The 17576-nt window shown below is 36.0% G+C and carries 14 protein-coding genes and 1 pseudogene; 5 read left to right on the top strand and 10 right to left on the bottom strand.

Annotation, left to right across the window (positions count from 1 at the left end; all coding sequences use genetic code 11):
* From IGL93_RS06335 to IGL93_RS06325, 3 genes are all read left to right on the top strand, one after another.
* Window positions 1–1929, top strand: a complete 1929-nt coding sequence (locus tag IGL93_RS06335; RefSeq protein ID WP_002360285.1) for a sucrose-specific PTS transporter subunit IIBC — start codon at window positions 1–3, stop codon at window positions 1927–1929.
* 271 nt (window positions 1930–2200) lie between these two features.
* Window positions 2201–3082, top strand: coding sequence for a helix-turn-helix domain-containing protein (locus IGL93_RS06330; RefSeq protein WP_002394463.1), 882 nt, complete (start codon window positions 2201–2203; stop codon window positions 3080–3082).
* 132 nt (window positions 3083–3214) lie between these two features.
* On the top strand, window positions 3215–4648 hold the full coding sequence (locus IGL93_RS06325; RefSeq protein ID WP_010775846.1) for a cryptochrome/photolyase family protein: 1434 nt from the start codon (window positions 3215–3217) through the stop codon (window positions 4646–4648).
* Window positions 4649–4860: 212 nt separating this feature from the next.
* Here the strand turns inward: IGL93_RS06325 and IGL93_RS06320 are convergent, their stop codons facing one another.
* The 5 genes from IGL93_RS06320 to IGL93_RS06300 form a co-directional block, all read right to left on the bottom strand.
* Window positions 4861–6297, bottom strand: coding sequence for a catalase (locus tag IGL93_RS06320; RefSeq protein WP_002408489.1), 1437 nt, complete (start codon window positions 6295–6297; stop codon window positions 4861–4863).
* A 302-nt stretch (window positions 6298–6599) separates the two neighbouring features.
* Complete coding sequence (locus IGL93_RS06315; protein ID WP_010775845.1) at window positions 6600–7610, bottom strand: lipoprotein; 1011 nt, start codon at window positions 7608–7610, stop codon at window positions 6600–6602.
* A gap of 139 nt (window positions 7611–7749) precedes the next feature.
* Entirely contained in the window at window positions 7750–8175 is a 426-nt protein-coding gene (locus IGL93_RS06310) for an 8-oxo-dGTP diphosphatase (protein WP_002385906.1), read from the bottom strand.
* Window positions 8176–8263: 88 nt separating this feature from the next.
* On the bottom strand, window positions 8264–10042 hold the full coding sequence (locus tag IGL93_RS06305; protein ID WP_002378276.1) for an ABC transporter ATP-binding protein: 1779 nt from the start codon (window positions 10040–10042) through the stop codon (window positions 8264–8266).
* On the bottom strand, window positions 10035–11783 hold the full coding sequence (locus tag IGL93_RS06300; protein WP_002371139.1) for an ABC transporter ATP-binding protein: 1749 nt from the start codon (window positions 11781–11783) through the stop codon (window positions 10035–10037). The genes IGL93_RS06305 and IGL93_RS06300 overlap by 8 nt, the downstream gene beginning before the upstream one ends.
* 136 nt (window positions 11784–11919) lie before the next feature.
* Between IGL93_RS06300 and IGL93_RS06295 the strand changes: the two genes are divergently transcribed.
* On the top strand, window positions 11920–12738 hold the full coding sequence (locus IGL93_RS06295) for a helix-turn-helix transcriptional regulator (RefSeq protein ID WP_002357554.1): 819 nt from the start codon (window positions 11920–11922) through the stop codon (window positions 12736–12738).
* Between the two features lie 55 nt (window positions 12739–12793).
* On the opposite strand, the gene IGL93_RS06290 is transcribed toward IGL93_RS06295, so the two are convergent.
* Together IGL93_RS06290 and IGL93_RS06285 are read right to left on the bottom strand one after the other, a co-directional pair.
* Window positions 12794–13321 (bottom strand): GNAT family N-acetyltransferase, encoded by a 528-nt coding sequence (locus IGL93_RS06290; protein WP_002357555.1) that lies wholly within the window; start codon window positions 13319–13321, stop codon window positions 12794–12796.
* A 19-nt stretch (window positions 13322–13340) separates the two neighbouring features.
* Window positions 13341–13445 (bottom strand): annotated as a pseudogene (locus IGL93_RS06285) (GNAT family N-acetyltransferase); the annotation flags it as partial.
* Window positions 13446–13678: 233 nt separating this feature from the next.
* Between IGL93_RS06285 and IGL93_RS06280 the strand changes: the two are divergent.
* Window positions 13679–14287, top strand: coding sequence for an NUDIX hydrolase N-terminal domain-containing protein (locus tag IGL93_RS06280; protein WP_002360295.1), 609 nt, complete (start codon window positions 13679–13681; stop codon window positions 14285–14287).
* A 50-nt stretch (window positions 14288–14337) separates the two neighbouring features.
* Here IGL93_RS06280 and IGL93_RS06275 read toward each other — a convergent pair whose 3' ends face one another.
* From IGL93_RS06275 to cysK, 3 genes are all read right to left on the bottom strand, one after another.
* On the bottom strand, window positions 14338–15678 hold the full coding sequence (locus IGL93_RS06275; RefSeq protein WP_002361833.1) for an NADH oxidase: 1341 nt from the start codon (window positions 15676–15678) through the stop codon (window positions 14338–14340).
* A 297-nt stretch (window positions 15679–15975) separates the two neighbouring features.
* Window positions 15976–16419 (bottom strand): Fur family transcriptional regulator, encoded by a 444-nt coding sequence (locus IGL93_RS06270; protein ID WP_002357560.1) that lies wholly within the window; start codon window positions 16417–16419, stop codon window positions 15976–15978.
* A 138-nt stretch (window positions 16420–16557) separates the two neighbouring features.
* Window positions 16558–17490 (bottom strand): cysteine synthase A, encoded by a 933-nt coding sequence (cysK, locus tag IGL93_RS06265; RefSeq protein WP_010775844.1) that lies wholly within the window; start codon window positions 17488–17490, stop codon window positions 16558–16560.
* Window positions 17491–17576: the final 86 nt, after the last annotated feature.

Raw genomic sequence — 17576 nt, 5'->3', positions numbered from 1 at the left:
ATGGCAGAAAATTATCAGCAGGCAGCCAAAGACATTATTCAATTAATCGGTATGGATAACATTATATCGGTCACCCATTGTCAAACGCGGTTACGTTTTATTTTGAAGGACCACGAACAAGTAGATGGTAAACAACTAGAAAAAATCGATTTAGTCAAGGGTGTTTTTTATAATGGTGGTCAATACCAAGTGATTTTAGGAACTGGTATTGTGACTAAAGTGTATGATGAAATAGAAAAACTTGGAATCAATGTTGTGTCAAAAGCAGAGCAAACAGCAATTTTAAAAAATAATGAAACGGGCATGCGCAAAACAATGCGCATTTTAAGTGAAATATTCATTCCAATTGTTCCAGTAATTGCAGCAACAGGATTGTTCCTAGGGTTAAAAGGTGTTATTTTTAACGACACTTTTTTACAATTATTCGGAGCAAGTGTAGCCAATATTCCTGAAAGCTTTCAACAAATTGTCTCTGTCATTACAGATACCGTCTTTGCTTTTTTGCCAGCTTTGATTGTTTGGTCTACCTTTAAAGCATTTAATGCGACGCCTGTAATCGGGATTGTTATTGGTTTAATGATGGTATCACCCATTTTACCAAACGCTTATGCAGTTGCAACACCAGATTCTGGCGTGAAAGCTATTATGGCTTTTGGTTTTATCCCAGTTGTCGGTGCACAAGGTTCCGTTTTAAGTGCAATTGCTGCTGGTATAATTGGCGCAAAGATTGAACTTTTTTTCCGAAAAAAGATGCCGAATATTCTCGATCAAATTTTTACACCTTTTATGACTATGTTAATTACTTTTTTAATCATGATTCTCGGAATTGGCCCAATTTTGCATACCGTTGAGTTAGGCATGGTAGATGTTGTCCAATGGTTGATTGGGTTGCCCTTAGGATTAGGTGGTTTCGTGATTGGTGCCTCATATCCTTTAATGGTTTTGATTGGTATTCATCATACACTAACTATGGTAGAAACATCATTATTAGCAAATACAGGATTTAATGCATTGATTACAATATGTGCCATGTATGGGTTTGCTAACGTTGGCAGTTGTTTAGCCTTTGCGAAAAAAGCGCAAGATAGCAAAGTGAAGTCGACAGCCATTGGTTCTATGTTGTCTCAATTATTTGGAGTTAGTGAGCCTGTGTTATTTGGATTACTTATTCGTTGGAACTTAAAACCGCTGCTATGTGTCTTGTTTACATCAGGTTTAGGCGGAGCAATTTTAGCTATTTTTCATATTCAATCAAATTCTTATGGATTAGCCGTTATTCCTTCTTTCTTAATGTATATCTATAGTGCACATCAATTAGTGATCTATTTATTAGTCGCACTTTTATCTGTCGGTGTATGTTATGCATTAACCAGTCTATTTGCAATTCCGCAAGAAGTTTTGATTTCAGATAAAGTAATCGAAGAGGAAGAACGCGAAGTCTTTGAAATGCAACACAATACCTTAGATGAACAACTTTTTTCTCCGGTAACTGGTTACGCCATGAATCTTACTGCTGTTAATGACCCGGTATTTTCAAGCGAGATGATGGGCAAAGGTTTAGCAATCATGCCAACAGCGAACAAGGTTTACGCGCCTGCAGATGGTTTATTAAACTTGGTTGCAGAAACTGGGCACGCTTATGGTATCCAAACGGACGCAGGAGCTGAAGTATTAATTCATATAGGAATTGATACCGTCACATTGGGGCAGGAGGTCTTTCAGACACAAGTAACCCAAGGTCACCGCGTTAAAAAAGGAGATCTTTTAGGAACGTTCGATCGAAAAGCCATTAAAGAAGCTGGGCTTGACTCAACTGTCATGGTTATCATTACAAACACTTCAAGTTATTTAAGCGTAGAGCCAATGATGTCAGATCATAATGAAATTACGCCGGAACAAATCATTTTAAATCTAAATACACCTAACTAACAAAAGAACAGCAAGAAGTAGTTATCACTTCTTGCTGTTCTTTTTCTTAATAAAAAACCAATGATTTTCGGTTGTATTTGTCTATCCGTTTGTAGTATGATTGAGTCAGTTTTAAAGGAAACATGCCAAGTATGGAAGACCATACTTGACACGCATTGACTAATTAAACATGGGGAACGTTGCCATAAGTTGATGTTCCAGTCAATAATGCAAGTAAATCAAACATAGCATGTACCTCCTTTAATTGATAATCAAAGTATAACATTTTTTAATGAATTTACATAATAATACAAGTGGAGGTCTGTTCGTGAAGGTAGCAGGAGACAAAATAAAACAAGCGAGAAAACTTAAAAAAATCACACAATCAGAGCTGGCTAACGGCATCTGTACGCAAGCAACAATTAGTAATATTGAAAACCGTAATCTATGTGACAGTTTAGATATTTTCTCATCTATTTGCCTCCGATTAGATTTAGAAGTAGAAGAATGTATGATGATTTCTGAAGAAAAGAAAATTGAAAATCTACTAAACAAAGTCGAGGATTTATCTTTACGGTTATTTCACTTAGAGGCCTACAATTTATTACAAGAAGTGCCTGAAGGTCTTATCTTATCTAATAATGAACTAACGACTAAATTGTTATATTATAAGGGAATTACTTGTTTATTAGGAAAAAAAGATAAAGCAGAGGCCTTGTTTTACCTATACCGGGGCGCGGAAATTGACCGTAAAGTCAATATTTACAACATTTTAAGCCTGAATGCGCTAGGTACGCTATATGAACTGGAAAAAGATATGAGAAAAGCGCAAGTGTATTACGAAAAATCATTACAAGAATTGGAACAATTTAAATTAGAATGTTCCTTGGAGCGCTGTAGAATTTATTATAATTCTGCTAAATTCTACTCGGAAATAAAAGATTACCAAAAAAGTGTCATTTTAAGCGAAAAAGGGATTCAGATTTGTCGTGACAAACACTCCATTTATTTGCTAGATTATCTTTTATATGAAAAAGCCTTTAACAAACAAATGCTCGGGGAAGACACAGCCGATGACTATCGTCAAGCCTATTATTTTACACAATTTTTTGGCAATACAGAAGTCCTACAATATATTGAGAAAGATATGAAAGCTTTTAATATTTCCTATTAATTTAATCAAAAAGCCGATAAAAGCTGAAAACCCAGTTTTTATCGGCTTTTTGAAAAGTCTAGGCAAGTTGCTTTTAAAAATCAGCAGTCACGGTTACGATAAGCAAGACGAAGTATTTAGGAGGATTTAAAAATGAAAACAGTAATGTGGTTTAGACGTGATTTACGATTACAGGATAATAAAGCATTAGCACACGCGTTACAAAATTCTGCAGCTGATGAATTGATTTTATTATTCCAAATGAATCCTCAACAATTTATTCAAGAAAGTGCTAATCATAACGCTTTTTTTGCAAGTTTAGCCTCGTTTAAAGAACGAATCGATCAAGAGGCACATTTACAAATCATGGTCGGCGAACCGTTAGATTTATTTTCACGTTTGAAACGCAAATTACCCGATTGGCAGGCCATTTATTTTAATGAAGATACTTGTGGCTTTGGGGCAAAGCGGGACCAGCAAGCTATGCGCTTTTTTGAAGAAAATAATATTCAGTCTTTCTCTTTTCAAGATGCCTATTTGCATGGCTCTGAAGAAATTAAGAAGAACGATGGCAGCAAGTACCAAGTGTTTACGCCCTATTACAATAAATGGAAAGAGGCGCCTAAAGAAACACCGATTCCTGTTTCCTATACAGCTGAAAAAATTTTTAGTGCGTGTCTTTTTCCAGAAGAGGAAGCAGCTTATCGTGAACAGATTGCAAGGATTCCTTTAAAACACTATAGTGTCGGCGAAAAAACAGCCAGAAGGTGCTTAAATACTTTTATTGATCAAAAACTTCAATCCTATGAAAATAAGCGTGATTTTCCTTATCAGGATCAAACGAGTCATCTGTCTACTTTTTTAAGAACGGGAGAACTTTCGATTCGCTCCATTTGGCAAGAGCTTGCATCTGCGCCTTCTAGCTTAAGTAAAGAAACCTTCAAAAAAGAATTAGCTTGGCGCGACTTTTACAATATGATCTATAGTACGTTTCCACAACAAAAAGAGGAAGCTATTCAAGAAAAATTTCGTTATATTCAATGGGCAAATGACCCAGAAATGTTTGTCAAGTGGCAAAAAGGGGAGACGGGGTACCCTATAATTGATGCCGCCATGCGACAACTGAATCAAACTGGTTGGATGCACAACCGCTTAAGAATGATTACTGCCTCTTTTTTAGTTAAAAATTTACACATCGATTGGCGTTGGGGTGAAAAATACTTTCAAAAAATGTTGATTGATTATGATGCCGCCAATAATATCGGTGGCTGGCAATGGGCTGCTTCGACAGGAACGGACGCTGTCCCGTATTTTCGGATTTTTAATCCAATTATCCAGTCAAAAAAATTTGATAATGACGGCCAGTTCATCAAAAAATATGTTCCAGAACTTAAGCAAGTGCCACAAAAGTATATTCATCAACCAAATCTAATGAACGAAGCTTTACAAACGCAATATCATGTACATTTAGGAGAAAATTATCCAAAACCCATTGTCGATTATGCATCAAGTAAAAAACAAACATTGTTTCTATATGAAGCGAGCAAAGAAATTCATCAAGAAATGAACAATCCAAGGTTTAAATAAACAGTAAACCCAACTAGCTTAGCAAACAACTTGTAAGGTTAGTTGGGTAAATTAATTAGTCGAAAGAGAGGTGCAATTTATCGGCTAAAGTTTTTTATTTTATTCTAGTTTACATAATATACATTATACAAAGTAGAGTAAAAAGCATTGAAAAGCAAACAAAACCAGTCTTTAGTTTATCTAGACTGGTTTTGTCACGTACGTTATATAAATTATGCTTGTTGCTTGATGGCTTGTGCGACACGTGCTCCATATTCTGGATTTACTCTAGTGAACAAATCAATTTGACGCGCGATGATTTCTTGATTTTTCACTTGACCTAAAGATGCCGCTATATTGTTAATTAAGTTTTCTTTTTCTTCGCTTGGCAGCAAATTATACAAAGCGTTTGCTTGTGTAAAGTGATCTTGATTATAGCTATAATTACCAACATTTCCTTCAACTTCAAAGGAACTAATTTTCGCCTTAGGATCTTCTTTTGGTGTTTCAGTATAACTATTTGGTTCGTAATTAATTTCGCTATTGCCATTGTTAAAACGCATATTGCCGTCTTTTTGGTAGTTATTTACAGGCGCTTTTGCTTGGTTGATCGGCAATTGGTGACTATTAGCGCCCACGCGATGACGATGTGCGTCCCCATAAGCGAACAAACGTCCTTGCAATAATTTATCCGGAGAAGCTTCAATACCAGGAACGAAATTTCCTGGTGAAAAGGTTACTTGTTCAACCTCTGCAAAATAATTCTCTGGATTTCTATTTAAAGTCATCGTGCCAACTTCAATCAGCGGATACTCTTTTTGAGAAACCGTTTTTGTTACATCAAAAAGAGTTTCTTTCATTGTTAACGCATCTGCATACGGGATAATTTGTACAGATAATGTCCAAGAAGGAAATTCTTGATTTTCAATTGCATTATGCAAATCTTCAATATGGAAATCTGGATTTTTCCCAGCAATTTCTTCTGCTAATTGACTCTCTAGATTTTTGATTCCTTGATTCGTCTTGAAGTGATATTTAACAAAAAATACTTCTCCAGCAGCATTGACCCATTTGAATGTATGGCTACCAAAACCATGCATATGACGGAACGACAACGGAATGCCACGATCACTCATTAAAATTGTTACTTGATGAAGGCTTTCAGGTGAATGAGACCAAAAATCCCAAACAGCTTCTGGACTTTTCAAATGCGTCCGTGGATTTCTTTTTTGGCTATGAATAAAATCTGGAAATTTAATTGCATCACGAATGAAAAAAATGGGCGTATTATTGCCAACTAAGTCGTAATTTCCTTCGTCTGTATAGAATTTAAGCGCAAAACCGCGAGGATCACGCAATGTATCTGATGAACCTAATTCTCCAGCTACAGTTGAAAAACGAGCGAATAAAGGTGTTTCTTTGCCAACTTCAGATAAAAAATCGGCTTTAGTATATTGTGCCATTGATTGGCTCACCTTGAAAATCCCATGAGCACCAGCACCTTTGGCATGAACAACCCGTTCTGGTACGCGCTCACGATTGAAATGAGCTAATTTTTCTAATAAATGAACGTCTTGGATTAGGACAGGTCCAAATTCTCCTGCAGTTAGCGAATTTTGATTATCGCCAACTGGACTTCCTTGTGACGTAGTTAAATGTTGATTTTTCACCTAAAACACTCCTTCATCTAAAATTATACTCATTGTATAAAAAAACCACTCTGCATAACAAAAATAATGCTTAAAAACACTCAAAAACATTTGTTATTTAATAGAATGATTAAAAATAGCAGTAGAATTTAAATCAAAAACAAATGTATTAATTTTAAACTGTTTACACCATCTAAAATAACAACCAATAATTCAAAGAAAACTAAAATGCTGTTTTTTTATTCAAAAAAGACCTAGCATCCCAATCATGCTAGGTCTTTCGTTACTTTTTTTGAGCGGTCGTTTTTATTGGTCATTCAGCGTTATTGATTGATCGCAACAGTCGTGTCTTCAGTCGATAGACCTGTCATAGAGGTGCTATCGGAAAAAATTTTTTCAACTTCTTGTTCTGATAAAATATTTTCTTTCTTAGGCATTGAAATCGTCGCTTTTTTGGCTTTTTGTGTAATGCTAATTTTACTAGATAATGATTCAAGTCCCATGTCAACGTTCTTGTCTTGCTGCGGTTTCACATTAATCAACATATTTGTTTTATTTTCTTTTGTATTAACAGAAACTTTGGCAGAAACATCTTTGATTTTTTCGAAAGGATCTTGTTCTTTACCTTTTTCAGATGTTTCTGTCGTAATTTTGATTAACTTTTGTAATTCTTTTTTTGTAAACGTATGGGTAATGGTATCCCCTTTTTTCTCGAACGTATCCTTGTCTAATCCTTCTAAAAACTCTTTGTATTCCTTAGCAGACTGTTTTCGTTCTTTTTCCGATTCTTGATACTCTTTGATTGTATCTTGCCATTCTTTCGTACTTTCCTCGTTCATGGCTAAAAGATCAATGTATTTTCCTTTTAGTTTTTCTGTATCTAACTGAGAACTATCAATAGCACCGTCAGTCATTGAGTCTGCGACAGCGACAATATATTCCATCATATCTGTTGCTAAATAGAGTTTTGGCTCTTTGCCCTCGTTATCTAATGATCCAACCAATGAAATCGGTACATCCATGCCCATCGCTTTTAATTTCATCTCTAAGTTGAATGCTTTTTCTTTTTTGGCATCTACTTGAATCTTCCCAGAAAGCGATGCGTCTTTGATTTGCGTGATGAGCATCCCGATCATAGGATTCGTTTGTGCACCATCTTCTTGTGAAAATTTCATGTCACTAATTGACATAGAGAAATCCCAAACCCCAGATTCTTGTGCGTTTTGATTGCCAATCCCTTGAATGAACTCATCTTTCGCGCTTTTGCCACAGCCTGTCAATAACAAAGCTGAACAGAAAACGCCTGCAATAATCCCCACTTTTCTTTTTAACACACTTTTTCCCCCTCATTATATAAAAAATTAATTCCCTTTTATTAAGAATAGCAAACATTGCTTATAAATAGCAATGTTTAATTTTAGATTTCCTCTCTTTTAATAAGTGGGATTGATTTAATCTTTTAGGTTTGAATCATTAAGCTGTATTATTTTTAAAATAAAATTGCTTTTCGCCAAAAAATACTGGGAAAAGTTCTGCTAAACTGCCAGCTAAAGGACCTTCTCGCAATTCTTTTTCAGTGACCCAAAACAAGGGTTGTTCCGTTTCTTCTGGTAGTTCATCCGCTGTTTCTGCAATGAATAATGTGGCTAATTCCCGCGCACCCGAACAATCATTCAGCCATTCTGCAACACCTACTAATTGTGGTTTCAGCACTAATCCTGTTTCTTCAAGGAGTTCGCGAACCATGGCTGTTTCCATGCCCTCGTTTTTTTCAACATGTCCGCCAGGGAACGTCCAACCAGGCCAATCCTTTTTTTGTCGTTCTTGCACAAGGATTTCATTTTTCTGATTTCTAATCATACATAATGTTGTTAATTCTACTTCAAAATTCCGATTCATTTGGCACCTCATCATTTTTTCCTTTGTTAAGGTTACGATACAGAAAAACAGAGAAAGATTCAACTAAGAATTTTCTCTGTTTTATCATCTAGCTCTTTAATAAGTCGTATTGCGATTGATATAAATGATGATATAACGCATGTTTTGCCATTAGTTGATCATGAGATCCTTCTTCCACAATACGACCACCATCAATATAGAAAATTTTATCGCTATTTTTGATGGTAGAAAGTCGATGAGCAATAATAAACGATGTCCGTCCTTTCAGAAGTTGTTGTAGTCCTTCTTGTAACAATTCTTCTGTTTTTGTATCAATACTGGAGGTTGCTTCGTCTAAAATTAAAATTTTGGGATCTGCCAGTAAAGCACGAGCAAATGAAATTAATTGGCGTTGTCCTGCCGAGAGTGTACTACCCCGCTCTTCCACAACTGTTTCATAGCCATCTTTTAAATCCTTGATAAAGTCGTGCGCACGAACAATTTTTGCGGCTTGGATAACTTCTTCCTCTGTGGCTGCTAAATTTCCGTACCGAATGTTTTCAATAATTGTTCCTGAAAAAATAAACGTATCTTGAAGCATTACCCCCATTTGTTTCCTTAACGAACGGAGTGTCACATCGCGAACATCATAACCATCAATTTTAACGGCCCCTTCATTCACATCATAAAAACGACTTAACAAATTGATGATTGTTGTTTTACCCGCACCTGTTGGCCCAACCAAGGCGATTGTTTGTCCTGGCTCAATATGAAAACTAACATCGGTCAAAATATTTTTTCCTTCTTCATAACGGAAATAAACATGCTGAAAGTCGACGGTTCCTTTAATTGGCGGCAACGCAATAGCATGCGGCGCATCTTGAATTTCTGGAACAACATCCATCGTTTCAAAAATCCTTTCCAAATAAGCAGTTGCAGTAATCAGAGAATTGTAGAAGTTACCAATATTGATGACCGGATTCCAAAAGTTATTGATATAACCGATAAAAGCAATTAGCGTCCCAGTAGTAACGGACACACCTAATTGACGGATTCCTACGAAATAGATAAAACAAGTCGTAATGACGGATATATTTTGCACTGCTGGCCATAATAAATACTGGACACGCACAGCTTTCATAAAGGATTGACGATATTCTTCGCTTACCTCGTTAAAAATTTGGAAATTTTCATCTTCTCGTGCAAAAGATTGTGTAATTTTAATTCCTGAAATACTTTCATGAATATAGGCATTTAAGTTTGATTGTTTATTGCTAAGCTCTTGGTAAGCTTTCCGTTGTTTCCCTTGAATAAACAGAACCATCACGAACAACACAGGCAATAGCAGTAAACTGTATAAGGTTAATTTCACATCAATAAATAACATGAAAATTAAGGTGATAATCACATTAAATAAATCAGAAATTAAATTGATCAATCCGTTACTTAATAAATCACTTAACGTATTGATGTAATTGACCACCCGAATTAAGATTTTTCCATGCGGCCGACTGTCAAAGTAAGAAAATGGTAATTTTTGTAGATGCTCAAAAATTGAAAAACGCATATCTTTTAAAATATCTTGTCCAATTTCTGTGATGGCATATATTCGATAACGCATACACCAACCAATAATCACCAAGGAAAATAGGAAAATAGCCCCTAGTATCAAGAGTAACGAGAGATTCTTTTGTGGAATTACTTGGTCAATCGCAATTTTAGTAAAGTAAGGGCCTAACATACTTGCCAGATTAGCTAATATGATGACAAATAATGTTTTAAAAACAGCTTTTTTGTAAGGCTTAATATAGGCGCCTAATCGTTTATAATGAGACCAATTAAATTCTTTTTCTAAAGTCTCATCCACATCAAACGTATTTCTAGCCACGCGACTCACCTTCCTTTGTCAGACCTAATTGTTTTTGATATACGTCAAAATATTTGCCTTTTTGTTCGACTAATTCGCTATGCGTACCGCTTTCCACCACACGGCCTTTTTCCATCATCAAAATTAAATTGGCCTCTCTCACAGAAGAAATTCGGTGGGCAATAATAAATGTCGTTTTCTTTTCCGTCAAACGACCTAGTTCTTTTTGAATTTTTGATTCTGTTTCCATATCAACAGCGGAAGTTGTGTCATCTAAAATTAAAATAGCTGGATCTTTGGTTAAGGCACGGGCCAGTGAAATCCGCTGTTTTTGGCCACCAGATAGGCCAACGCCGCGTTCACCAACAATTGTTGCATAACCTTCAGGCATTCTGGAAATAAAGCTATGGGCATCAGCAATTTCAGCCATCATTTGCACTTGTTCCAAGTTAGCCAATGTGTTACCAAAAGCAATGTTATCTTCTATCGTATTGGAAAAAAGAAAGACATCTTGCATAACCATGGAGATATTTTCTCGCAATTTACGAACAGAATAGCTTTTAGCATCTTTTCCATCAATATAAACAGTGCCTTTGGTTGGATCATAGAACCGAGCGATTAAGTTAACTAAAGTGGTTTTGCCTGAACCAGTTTCCCCTAAAATACCAATTGTTTCACCAGGTTTTGCTGAAAATGAAACATCCGATAAAATGGGGGTTTCTGGATCATCTGAAAAATGAAAGGACACGTGATCAAACGTCACATAGCCTTGGATTGGTTCTGCTTCTTTTTCCCGAGCAATGGGAATCTTCGGTTTCGTTGCTAATAACTGACGAATTTTAATGGACGATGCCGTAAAGCGTTGCACATCATTGATCAACCAGCCACTCATTCGCATCGGCATGTTCAACATCCAGAGAAAACCGTTAAAGGCCACTAAATCACCAATTGTCATCCGACCTTGAATTACAAAGAGGCCACCAAGAACTAAGGCAATAACATTTAAACTACCTGCAAAACCGTCTAACCACGGTAAATATTTTTTAGAGACATCTGCGGAAGCCATATTCCATTTTTTATAGTCTTCATTGTGCTTGTTAAACTTTTCAATTTCATAAGGTTCTTGAGAAAAAGCTTTAACCACCCGATTTCCACCAATATTTTCTTCGACCATTGAATTTAACCGAGAAAAACTTTCCCGAATCTCAAAAAATACCGGATGCGATTCCTTCGACATTTTTTGTGTTAACAGAAAAATCAAAGGCGTAATTAAAATTAATGCCAGCATCAATTGCCAATTGATCGTCCCCATCACAATCACGGCTGCGATGAACCATAAAATACATTCTAAAAGGTTATAAGTGACCCAAGAAACGAAATGGCGGATAGCGTCTGTATCCCCTGTCATTCGCGCCATAATGTCGCCAACACGTGTATGATTAAAGAAATCAAAATCTAATTCTTGAAGTTTGATATACATATCTTTTCTTAAGTCAAATAACGCAGATTGTCCGACCGATTCAAACAAGACTTGATAACTATAACGAACAACTGTCCGAATAACGGTCACCCCAATCATAATCCCAAGAATTGGGACAAGCTCTTCAATCTTCCCCTGATTGATTACTTGGTCTACAATTCTGCCAGATAACAATGGAATAATAACAATTAAAATAGCGTTAATAACGACAAAAATAACAGCTAGCAGTAACTTATTCTTATTTTTTTTAGCATATTGCCAAATCCATTCAAAACTATTCATTTTCTCCCCTACTCTCTCTTGTTTTTATGGACGTGTATAAGATTACTGTTTTTTTATAGGAAAAGAAATGGGCATTCTTGTATATTTTGATGTACAATATAGTATAGAAAGCGGATACAAGTAGGAGTGATTTTTTATGAACTACACAAATAGTCGAACGTTTAATCCTGAAATTTTATATGCCTTTGATCCTTGGAACGAAGAGACCCACCCTTATAATTGTCATCATCATGAATTTCTGGAAATATCTATTCTTTTAGAAGGTGAATCTGAATATATTGTTCAAGGGCAACAGTACCATGCCACTGCCGGTACGGTGTTTCTTTTTAATCCGCGAACGGAACATGGTGAGCAACAAAAAGCAGGAACTTACTCACATCAACTACACATTGGCATTTCAAATCTCTATTTAGAAGGCTTAGCGCGAAACGTATTTCCAAATAAATCAGCTTTATTAGATTTAAGTCATTTACATGGTGCTTTTTTAGAAAAAGCTTGGCAAATTGTTCATGAATTAAACCATCAAGAAGTTGAATCAGCGTTACAAATTAAAGCTTTAGTTATTGAACTATTGGTCTATATTTTAAGAAGTTTAGCAGTTGATCAAGAAAATAAAATTGAAACTCGGCTATCGAAAACGGAAAAAAGAAAACGAAATTTAGTCAATCATACGATTTATTATCTGGAAACGCACCATGACGAAGAAATTACTTTGGAACAGTTAGCTGAAATGCTATATGTGACCCCGACTTATTTGTCGAAAACCTTTAAAGCGGCCACAGGCGTTGGGCCAATCAATTATTTAATTCAAATCCGCTTAAACCATGCGAAAGAATTGCTGAAAAATGATTCCTTAAGTGTCAAAGAAGTAGCAAAAACGGTTGGTTACGAAGATGCCTATCATTTTAGTAAATTATTCAAAAAATATTATGGAAAATCCCCTTCACAATTTTAAGATAAAAAAAACAAGGAATCGTCGGCTTCATTGCGTCCGTTTCCTTGTTTTTGCTTTACGTTGACTCTTTTAACTGTTTCGTCATTGTATAATCGGTATGGCGTTCATTTCCCATATAAAAATCATGTTCATCTGTTTTTACGAAGCCCAATGATTGATAAAATTTTTGCGCTGGATGATTATGTTCCCAAACACCTAACCAAACCGTCTCTTTTTCTGCTTCTTCCGCTAATTCAATTGCTTTCGTAATCAAATGTTTGCCTAAGCCTAAACGCTTAAAAGATTTACGAATATAAATGCGCTCAACTTGTAACGCTTGTGGATGTTGATAGGTAATCTGAGCATCACCGTGATTTAATTTCACATAACCTGCAAGTTCATTATTATAAAAAGCAAAGAAATATTGCGAATCTTTATGTAAGATTTCGCTTTCTAAAACTGCTGGACTAAATTTCCTCTCATAATGTGCCTGTAAATCCTCTTCGTTTTCGCCATCTCCATAAGTATCTGCAAAAGTCTCTTGGCAAATGGCCTCTAATTCTGGTACGTCTGCGACGGTACACTCTCTAATAAATACTGACATACTAAAACTCCTTTGTAGATTAAATCAACTGTTTAATTAAAATTAAACAAGGATTCCAAGCGTCCCATAATGTCGGAAAAACCTCAAGGCGCTTAAAACCCAATGATTCGTAAAAACGAATAGTATGATATTAACCTGTCTAGCAAATAACGTCAATCTTTTTGCTTTGTTTACATAACAAAATTATTGTATACCCAATCCTTTTTATTAAATAATAGCATAGGTAGTTTAAAAATGTAAGTTAGTCATTTATTCTTTATTATTTCCTTAAAACGACGCCTTTTCTCGCTAAATCTGCCCTTCCTGTGTTTTTTTCTGTTAAACTAAACGTATTAAGTCTATGAGGAGCGTGCGTATATGGATTATCTGAACACCTACAAGCGGTTGCTAGCATTGGCAGATGCAGGTCTTTTTTACGGGAAAGATGCTTTTGATCAAGAACGTTACCAAGAACTACGGGAACTTACGTTACAACTTATTAGCGCAACCGGACACGAAGCGACTGTCTTGCCCGACTTAGAAAAAATCTTAACTAAAGAGGAAGGTTATCCAACACCGAAAGTAGATGTTCGCGGTTTGATAAAAAAAGAGAATCGTTTTTTATTAGTTGAAGATTTACGGACCAAAGAATGGTCATTACCTGGTGGCTATGCCGAAATTGGCTGCTCCCCTAAAGAAAATATTGAAAAAGAAGTATTGGAAGAAACTGGCTTAGTTGTTACAGCAAAAGAATTGCTTGCTGTTTATGATACAGATAAACGAAAAGACATTCCTCAACTATTTCAGTACTATAAAATGATCTTTTCTTGTGAGATTTTAGAAAATCATCCCTTTGAAAAAAACATTGAAACCTCGAATTGTGCTTATTTTTCTTTAGATAATCTCCCCCCTCTTTCTATCAAACGAACAACGAAAGAGCAATTAATGGCATTAATGAACCAAACAACTGGAGCGCTTAGTGACTAACAAAAAAGATGAAGAACTTCTGTTCTTCATCCTTTTTCTATTATTATTAATTACATATTTTCTAAAGCGGCTTGGGCTAATAAGTTTAAGTAGTTCCAAGGGCGATCAAAATGTGGTTGGAAGAAGAAATCAGAAATCGCTAAATCTTCGACAGTCATTTTATTTTGGACCGCTAACGATAAAGTATTGGCAGATTGTGTGATATCATATTTAGACATCAATTGACCACCAACAATGCGTTGTGTTCCTTTTTCATAGACTAATTCCATCAGAACTTTTTCAGTTGTTGGCATAAACTCTGGACGATAGTTATCTTCGAAAACAGTTGCTTCGACATCTAGTCCGTTTAATTTGGCACTTTCTTTTGTCACACCTGTTGAACCAATTTTCCAACCGAATAAATATAAACCAGAAGTTCCCTGTGTGCCACGATAAGCCAATTTTTGTTCAGTCAAATTACGACCTACTAGCATACCTTGACGAACAGCATTCGTTGCTAATGGGATATAATTTTTTGTTTGACTTGGGTTGTAGTGAACAACTGCACTATCACCCGCAGCAAAAATATCAGGATTGCTTGTTTGCATATACTCATTGACTTCAATTGCACCATTTGGTAACATGTCAACTTTATCTTTTAATAATTCTGTATTTGGACGGAAACCAACACACATAATCACCATATCTGCTTCGAATTCTTGACTTGGTGTAATGACTTTTGCTACTTTTCCTTGCTCATCTGCTACGAATTGTTGGACATTTTCACCTAAAGCTAAATTAACGCCACGATCAACTAATTCTTTTTCTAGAACATCTGTGAATGGCTTATCTAAATATTTATTTAAAATGCGGTCTAACCCGTCAACTAAAGTAACTTGTTTACCTGATTCTACAAAAGCTTCTACTAATTCAATACCAATATAACCGCCACCAACGACAACGACACGTTTGGCATCTTTCGCTTTTTCGATGATCACGTTGGCTTGTGAATAGTTTTTACATAATAAAATATTTTCAGCATCAATTCCTGGAATTGGTGGAATAATTGGCCAAGAACCAGTTGTCATCACTAATTTATCATAAGAAACGGTCTCAGTTGCGCCCGTTTGTAAGTTTTTCGCTGTAACAGTTTTGTCGTCCACGTTGATTTCTTCAACATTGTGTTCCATCTTCACTGTTGCTCCTAAAGAAGCCAGTTCTTCTGGATTTGAATAAAATAAATCAGCAGCATTTTTAACTACGCCTCCAACGTACAAGGCAATTCCGCAAGATAGGAAGGAAATATTGTCATTTCTTTCATATACAGTGACTTCCGCCTCCGGGTGATTTGCTAAAATACTTTTAACTGCTGAAGTTCCAGCATGGGTACATCCTACGACTACGACTTTCATGTTGTAAATCCCTTCTTTCACAATCTTTGTTTTGCAGAGGTGACGTCTCCCTCTGTCTGTTTAAAATATATCAGAGGAATCAAGCTTATTCGAGTTCTATGCTTGTGAATCGCATATAAAAAAATTCACAAACTGTTGCTAATTCTTAATAATAGCTAGTTAATTTTTTGTTTTTAAGAATTTAAAAGTCAATAACCACACAAAAAAACAAGCATAAGAGTGAAAACTCTTACGCTTGTGAAATTTGCCTAGACAAGTGACTTATCTTTTGATAAATTTTTAACAGTATGTAATTTTTTACACATTCTCCTGTTGTGCTTGTTGGCAATCTGGACATAATCCATATAATTCTAAACGATGTTCATTAATTTCGAAGCCTGTTAATTTACTAGCGGCCATTTCAACGTCCTCTAACCCTGGATAATGAAAATCAACGATTTTACCACATTTTTGACAAATCACGTGATAATGTTTCTTCGAACTAAAATCAAAACGACTAGATGCATCGCCATAACTCATTTCTTGAACGAAACCGATTTCAGTAAATAAACGTAGATTGTTGTAAACCGTTGCTACACTCATATTTGGAAAATGATCTTCTAGTGCGCGATAAATTTCATCAGCTGTTGGGTGTGTATGATTTTCGATTAAATATTCCAAGATAGCATAACGTTGCGGAGTAATTCGGATATTGGCTTCTTTTAATTCAGCGAGTGCATTTTTAACCAATACGTTGTCCATCTTTGTATCCCTCCCCTGTCTATCTTTCTTAAATAATACTATTTCTTATTACGATTGACAAGAATTATTGTAGGATTCTCGTGGAAAAAACGAGCATTTTACTAAACTAAGAGAAATGCTCGTTTTTTTGCGTGTTTTTTATTCTGGAAATTCGTAAAGAGCTGTCGAAAGATAACGTTCACCGTTATCTGGAACCAGCGCTAAGACACGTTTGCCTGCGCCTAATTCAACTGCCAAATCAATGGCAGCTTTAATTGCTGCCCCTGCTGAAATCCCCACAAGGATGCCTTCTTTTGGCCCCATTAAACGAGCAGTTTCTAATGCGTCTTCACTAGAAACAGCGGCAACTTTTTGATAAACGGTGGTGTCTAAAACTTCTGGGACAAAACCAGCGCCTATTCCTTGGATTTTATGTGGACCTGGTTCGCCACCTTCTAAAACAGGCGACTCCGTTGGTTCTACTGCAACAATTTCAATGTCTGGAAAAATCCGTTTCAATTCATGGCCAACTCCTGTAACGGTTCCTCCAGTGCCAACACCAGAAACAAACGCATCTAAGCCACGTTTACCAAAGACATCAACAATTTCTTTTCCTGTTTTTTGTTCATGTACCATTGGATTAGCTGGATTATTAAATTGCAAAGGCATGAAGTATCCGTGTTCTTCTGCTAATGCTGTGGCTTTTGCAATTGCCCCTTTCATTCCTTCGGCACCAGGGGTTAATAATAGATCAGCCCCATATGCTTGCATTAATTTGCGGCGTTCAATACTCATAGTATCTGGCATCACAATCTTAACTGGATATCCCAACGCAGCACCTACCATTGCTAACCCAATGCCTGTATTACCACTAGTCGGCTCAATAATCGTTTGTCCATGTTTTAGGCGACCATCTGCTTCGGCTTGTTGGATCATGCTTAAAGCAATTCGATCTTTCACACTGCCACCAGGATTAAAGAATTCTAGTTTAACAAAAACATCTGCAGCTCCTTCTGGTACCATCCGTTTTAATTTCACAACTGGGCTTTGACCAATTAACTCTGTTACTGATTTTACATAACCTTTAGTCATAATCCTACATCCTCCAATTTTACAAACAATATAATAATTCTTTCTCTAAGCATAGCTCAAAAAAACGATTTCTACCAGAAAAACGA

The sequence above is a fragment of the Enterococcus sp. DIV1328a genome (assembly GCF_050536905.1).
Classification (GTDB): Bacteria; Bacillota; Bacilli; order Lactobacillales; family Enterococcaceae; genus Enterococcus; species Enterococcus faecalis.
Note: the sequence above shows the minus strand (reverse complement) of the source record. Positions and strands in the feature narration are given on the sequence as shown.

Bases quoted from the DNA above. Each gene is read 5' to 3' on its own strand.
- IGL93_RS06335 (WP_002360285.1), top strand. From the start codon at position 1: ATGGCAGAAAATTATCAGCAGGCAGCCAAAGACATTATTCAATTAATC.
- IGL93_RS06330 (WP_002394463.1), top strand. From the start codon at position 2,201: ATGAATTTACATAATAATACAAGTGGAGGTCTGTTCGTGAAGGTAGCA.
- IGL93_RS06325 (WP_010775846.1), top strand. From the start codon at position 3,215: ATGAAAACAGTAATGTGGTTTAGACGTGATTTACGATTACAGGATAAT.
- IGL93_RS06310 (WP_002385906.1), bottom strand. From the start codon at position 8,175: ATGAATCGGAATTTTGAAGTAGAATTAACAACATTATGTATGATTAGA.
- IGL93_RS06300 (WP_002371139.1), bottom strand. From the start codon at position 11,783: ATGAATAGTTTTGAATGGATTTGGCAATATGCTAAAAAAAATAAGAAT.
- IGL93_RS06295 (WP_002357554.1), top strand. From the start codon at position 11,920: ATGAACTACACAAATAGTCGAACGTTTAATCCTGAAATTTTATATGCC.
- IGL93_RS06290 (WP_002357555.1), bottom strand. From the start codon at position 13,321: ATGTCAGTATTTATTAGAGAGTGTACCGTCGCAGACGTACCAGAATTA.
- IGL93_RS06280 (WP_002360295.1), top strand. From the start codon at position 13,679: ATGGATTATCTGAACACCTACAAGCGGTTGCTAGCATTGGCAGATGCA.
- IGL93_RS06275 (WP_002361833.1), bottom strand. From the start codon at position 15,678: ATGAAAGTCGTAGTCGTAGGATGTACCCATGCTGGAACTTCAGCAGTT.
- IGL93_RS06270 (WP_002357560.1), bottom strand. From the start codon at position 16,419: ATGGACAACGTATTGGTTAAAAATGCACTCGCTGAATTAAAAGAAGCC.
- cysK (WP_010775844.1), bottom strand. From the start codon at position 17,490: ATGACTAAAGGTTATGTAAAATCAGTAACAGAGTTAATTGGTCAAAGC.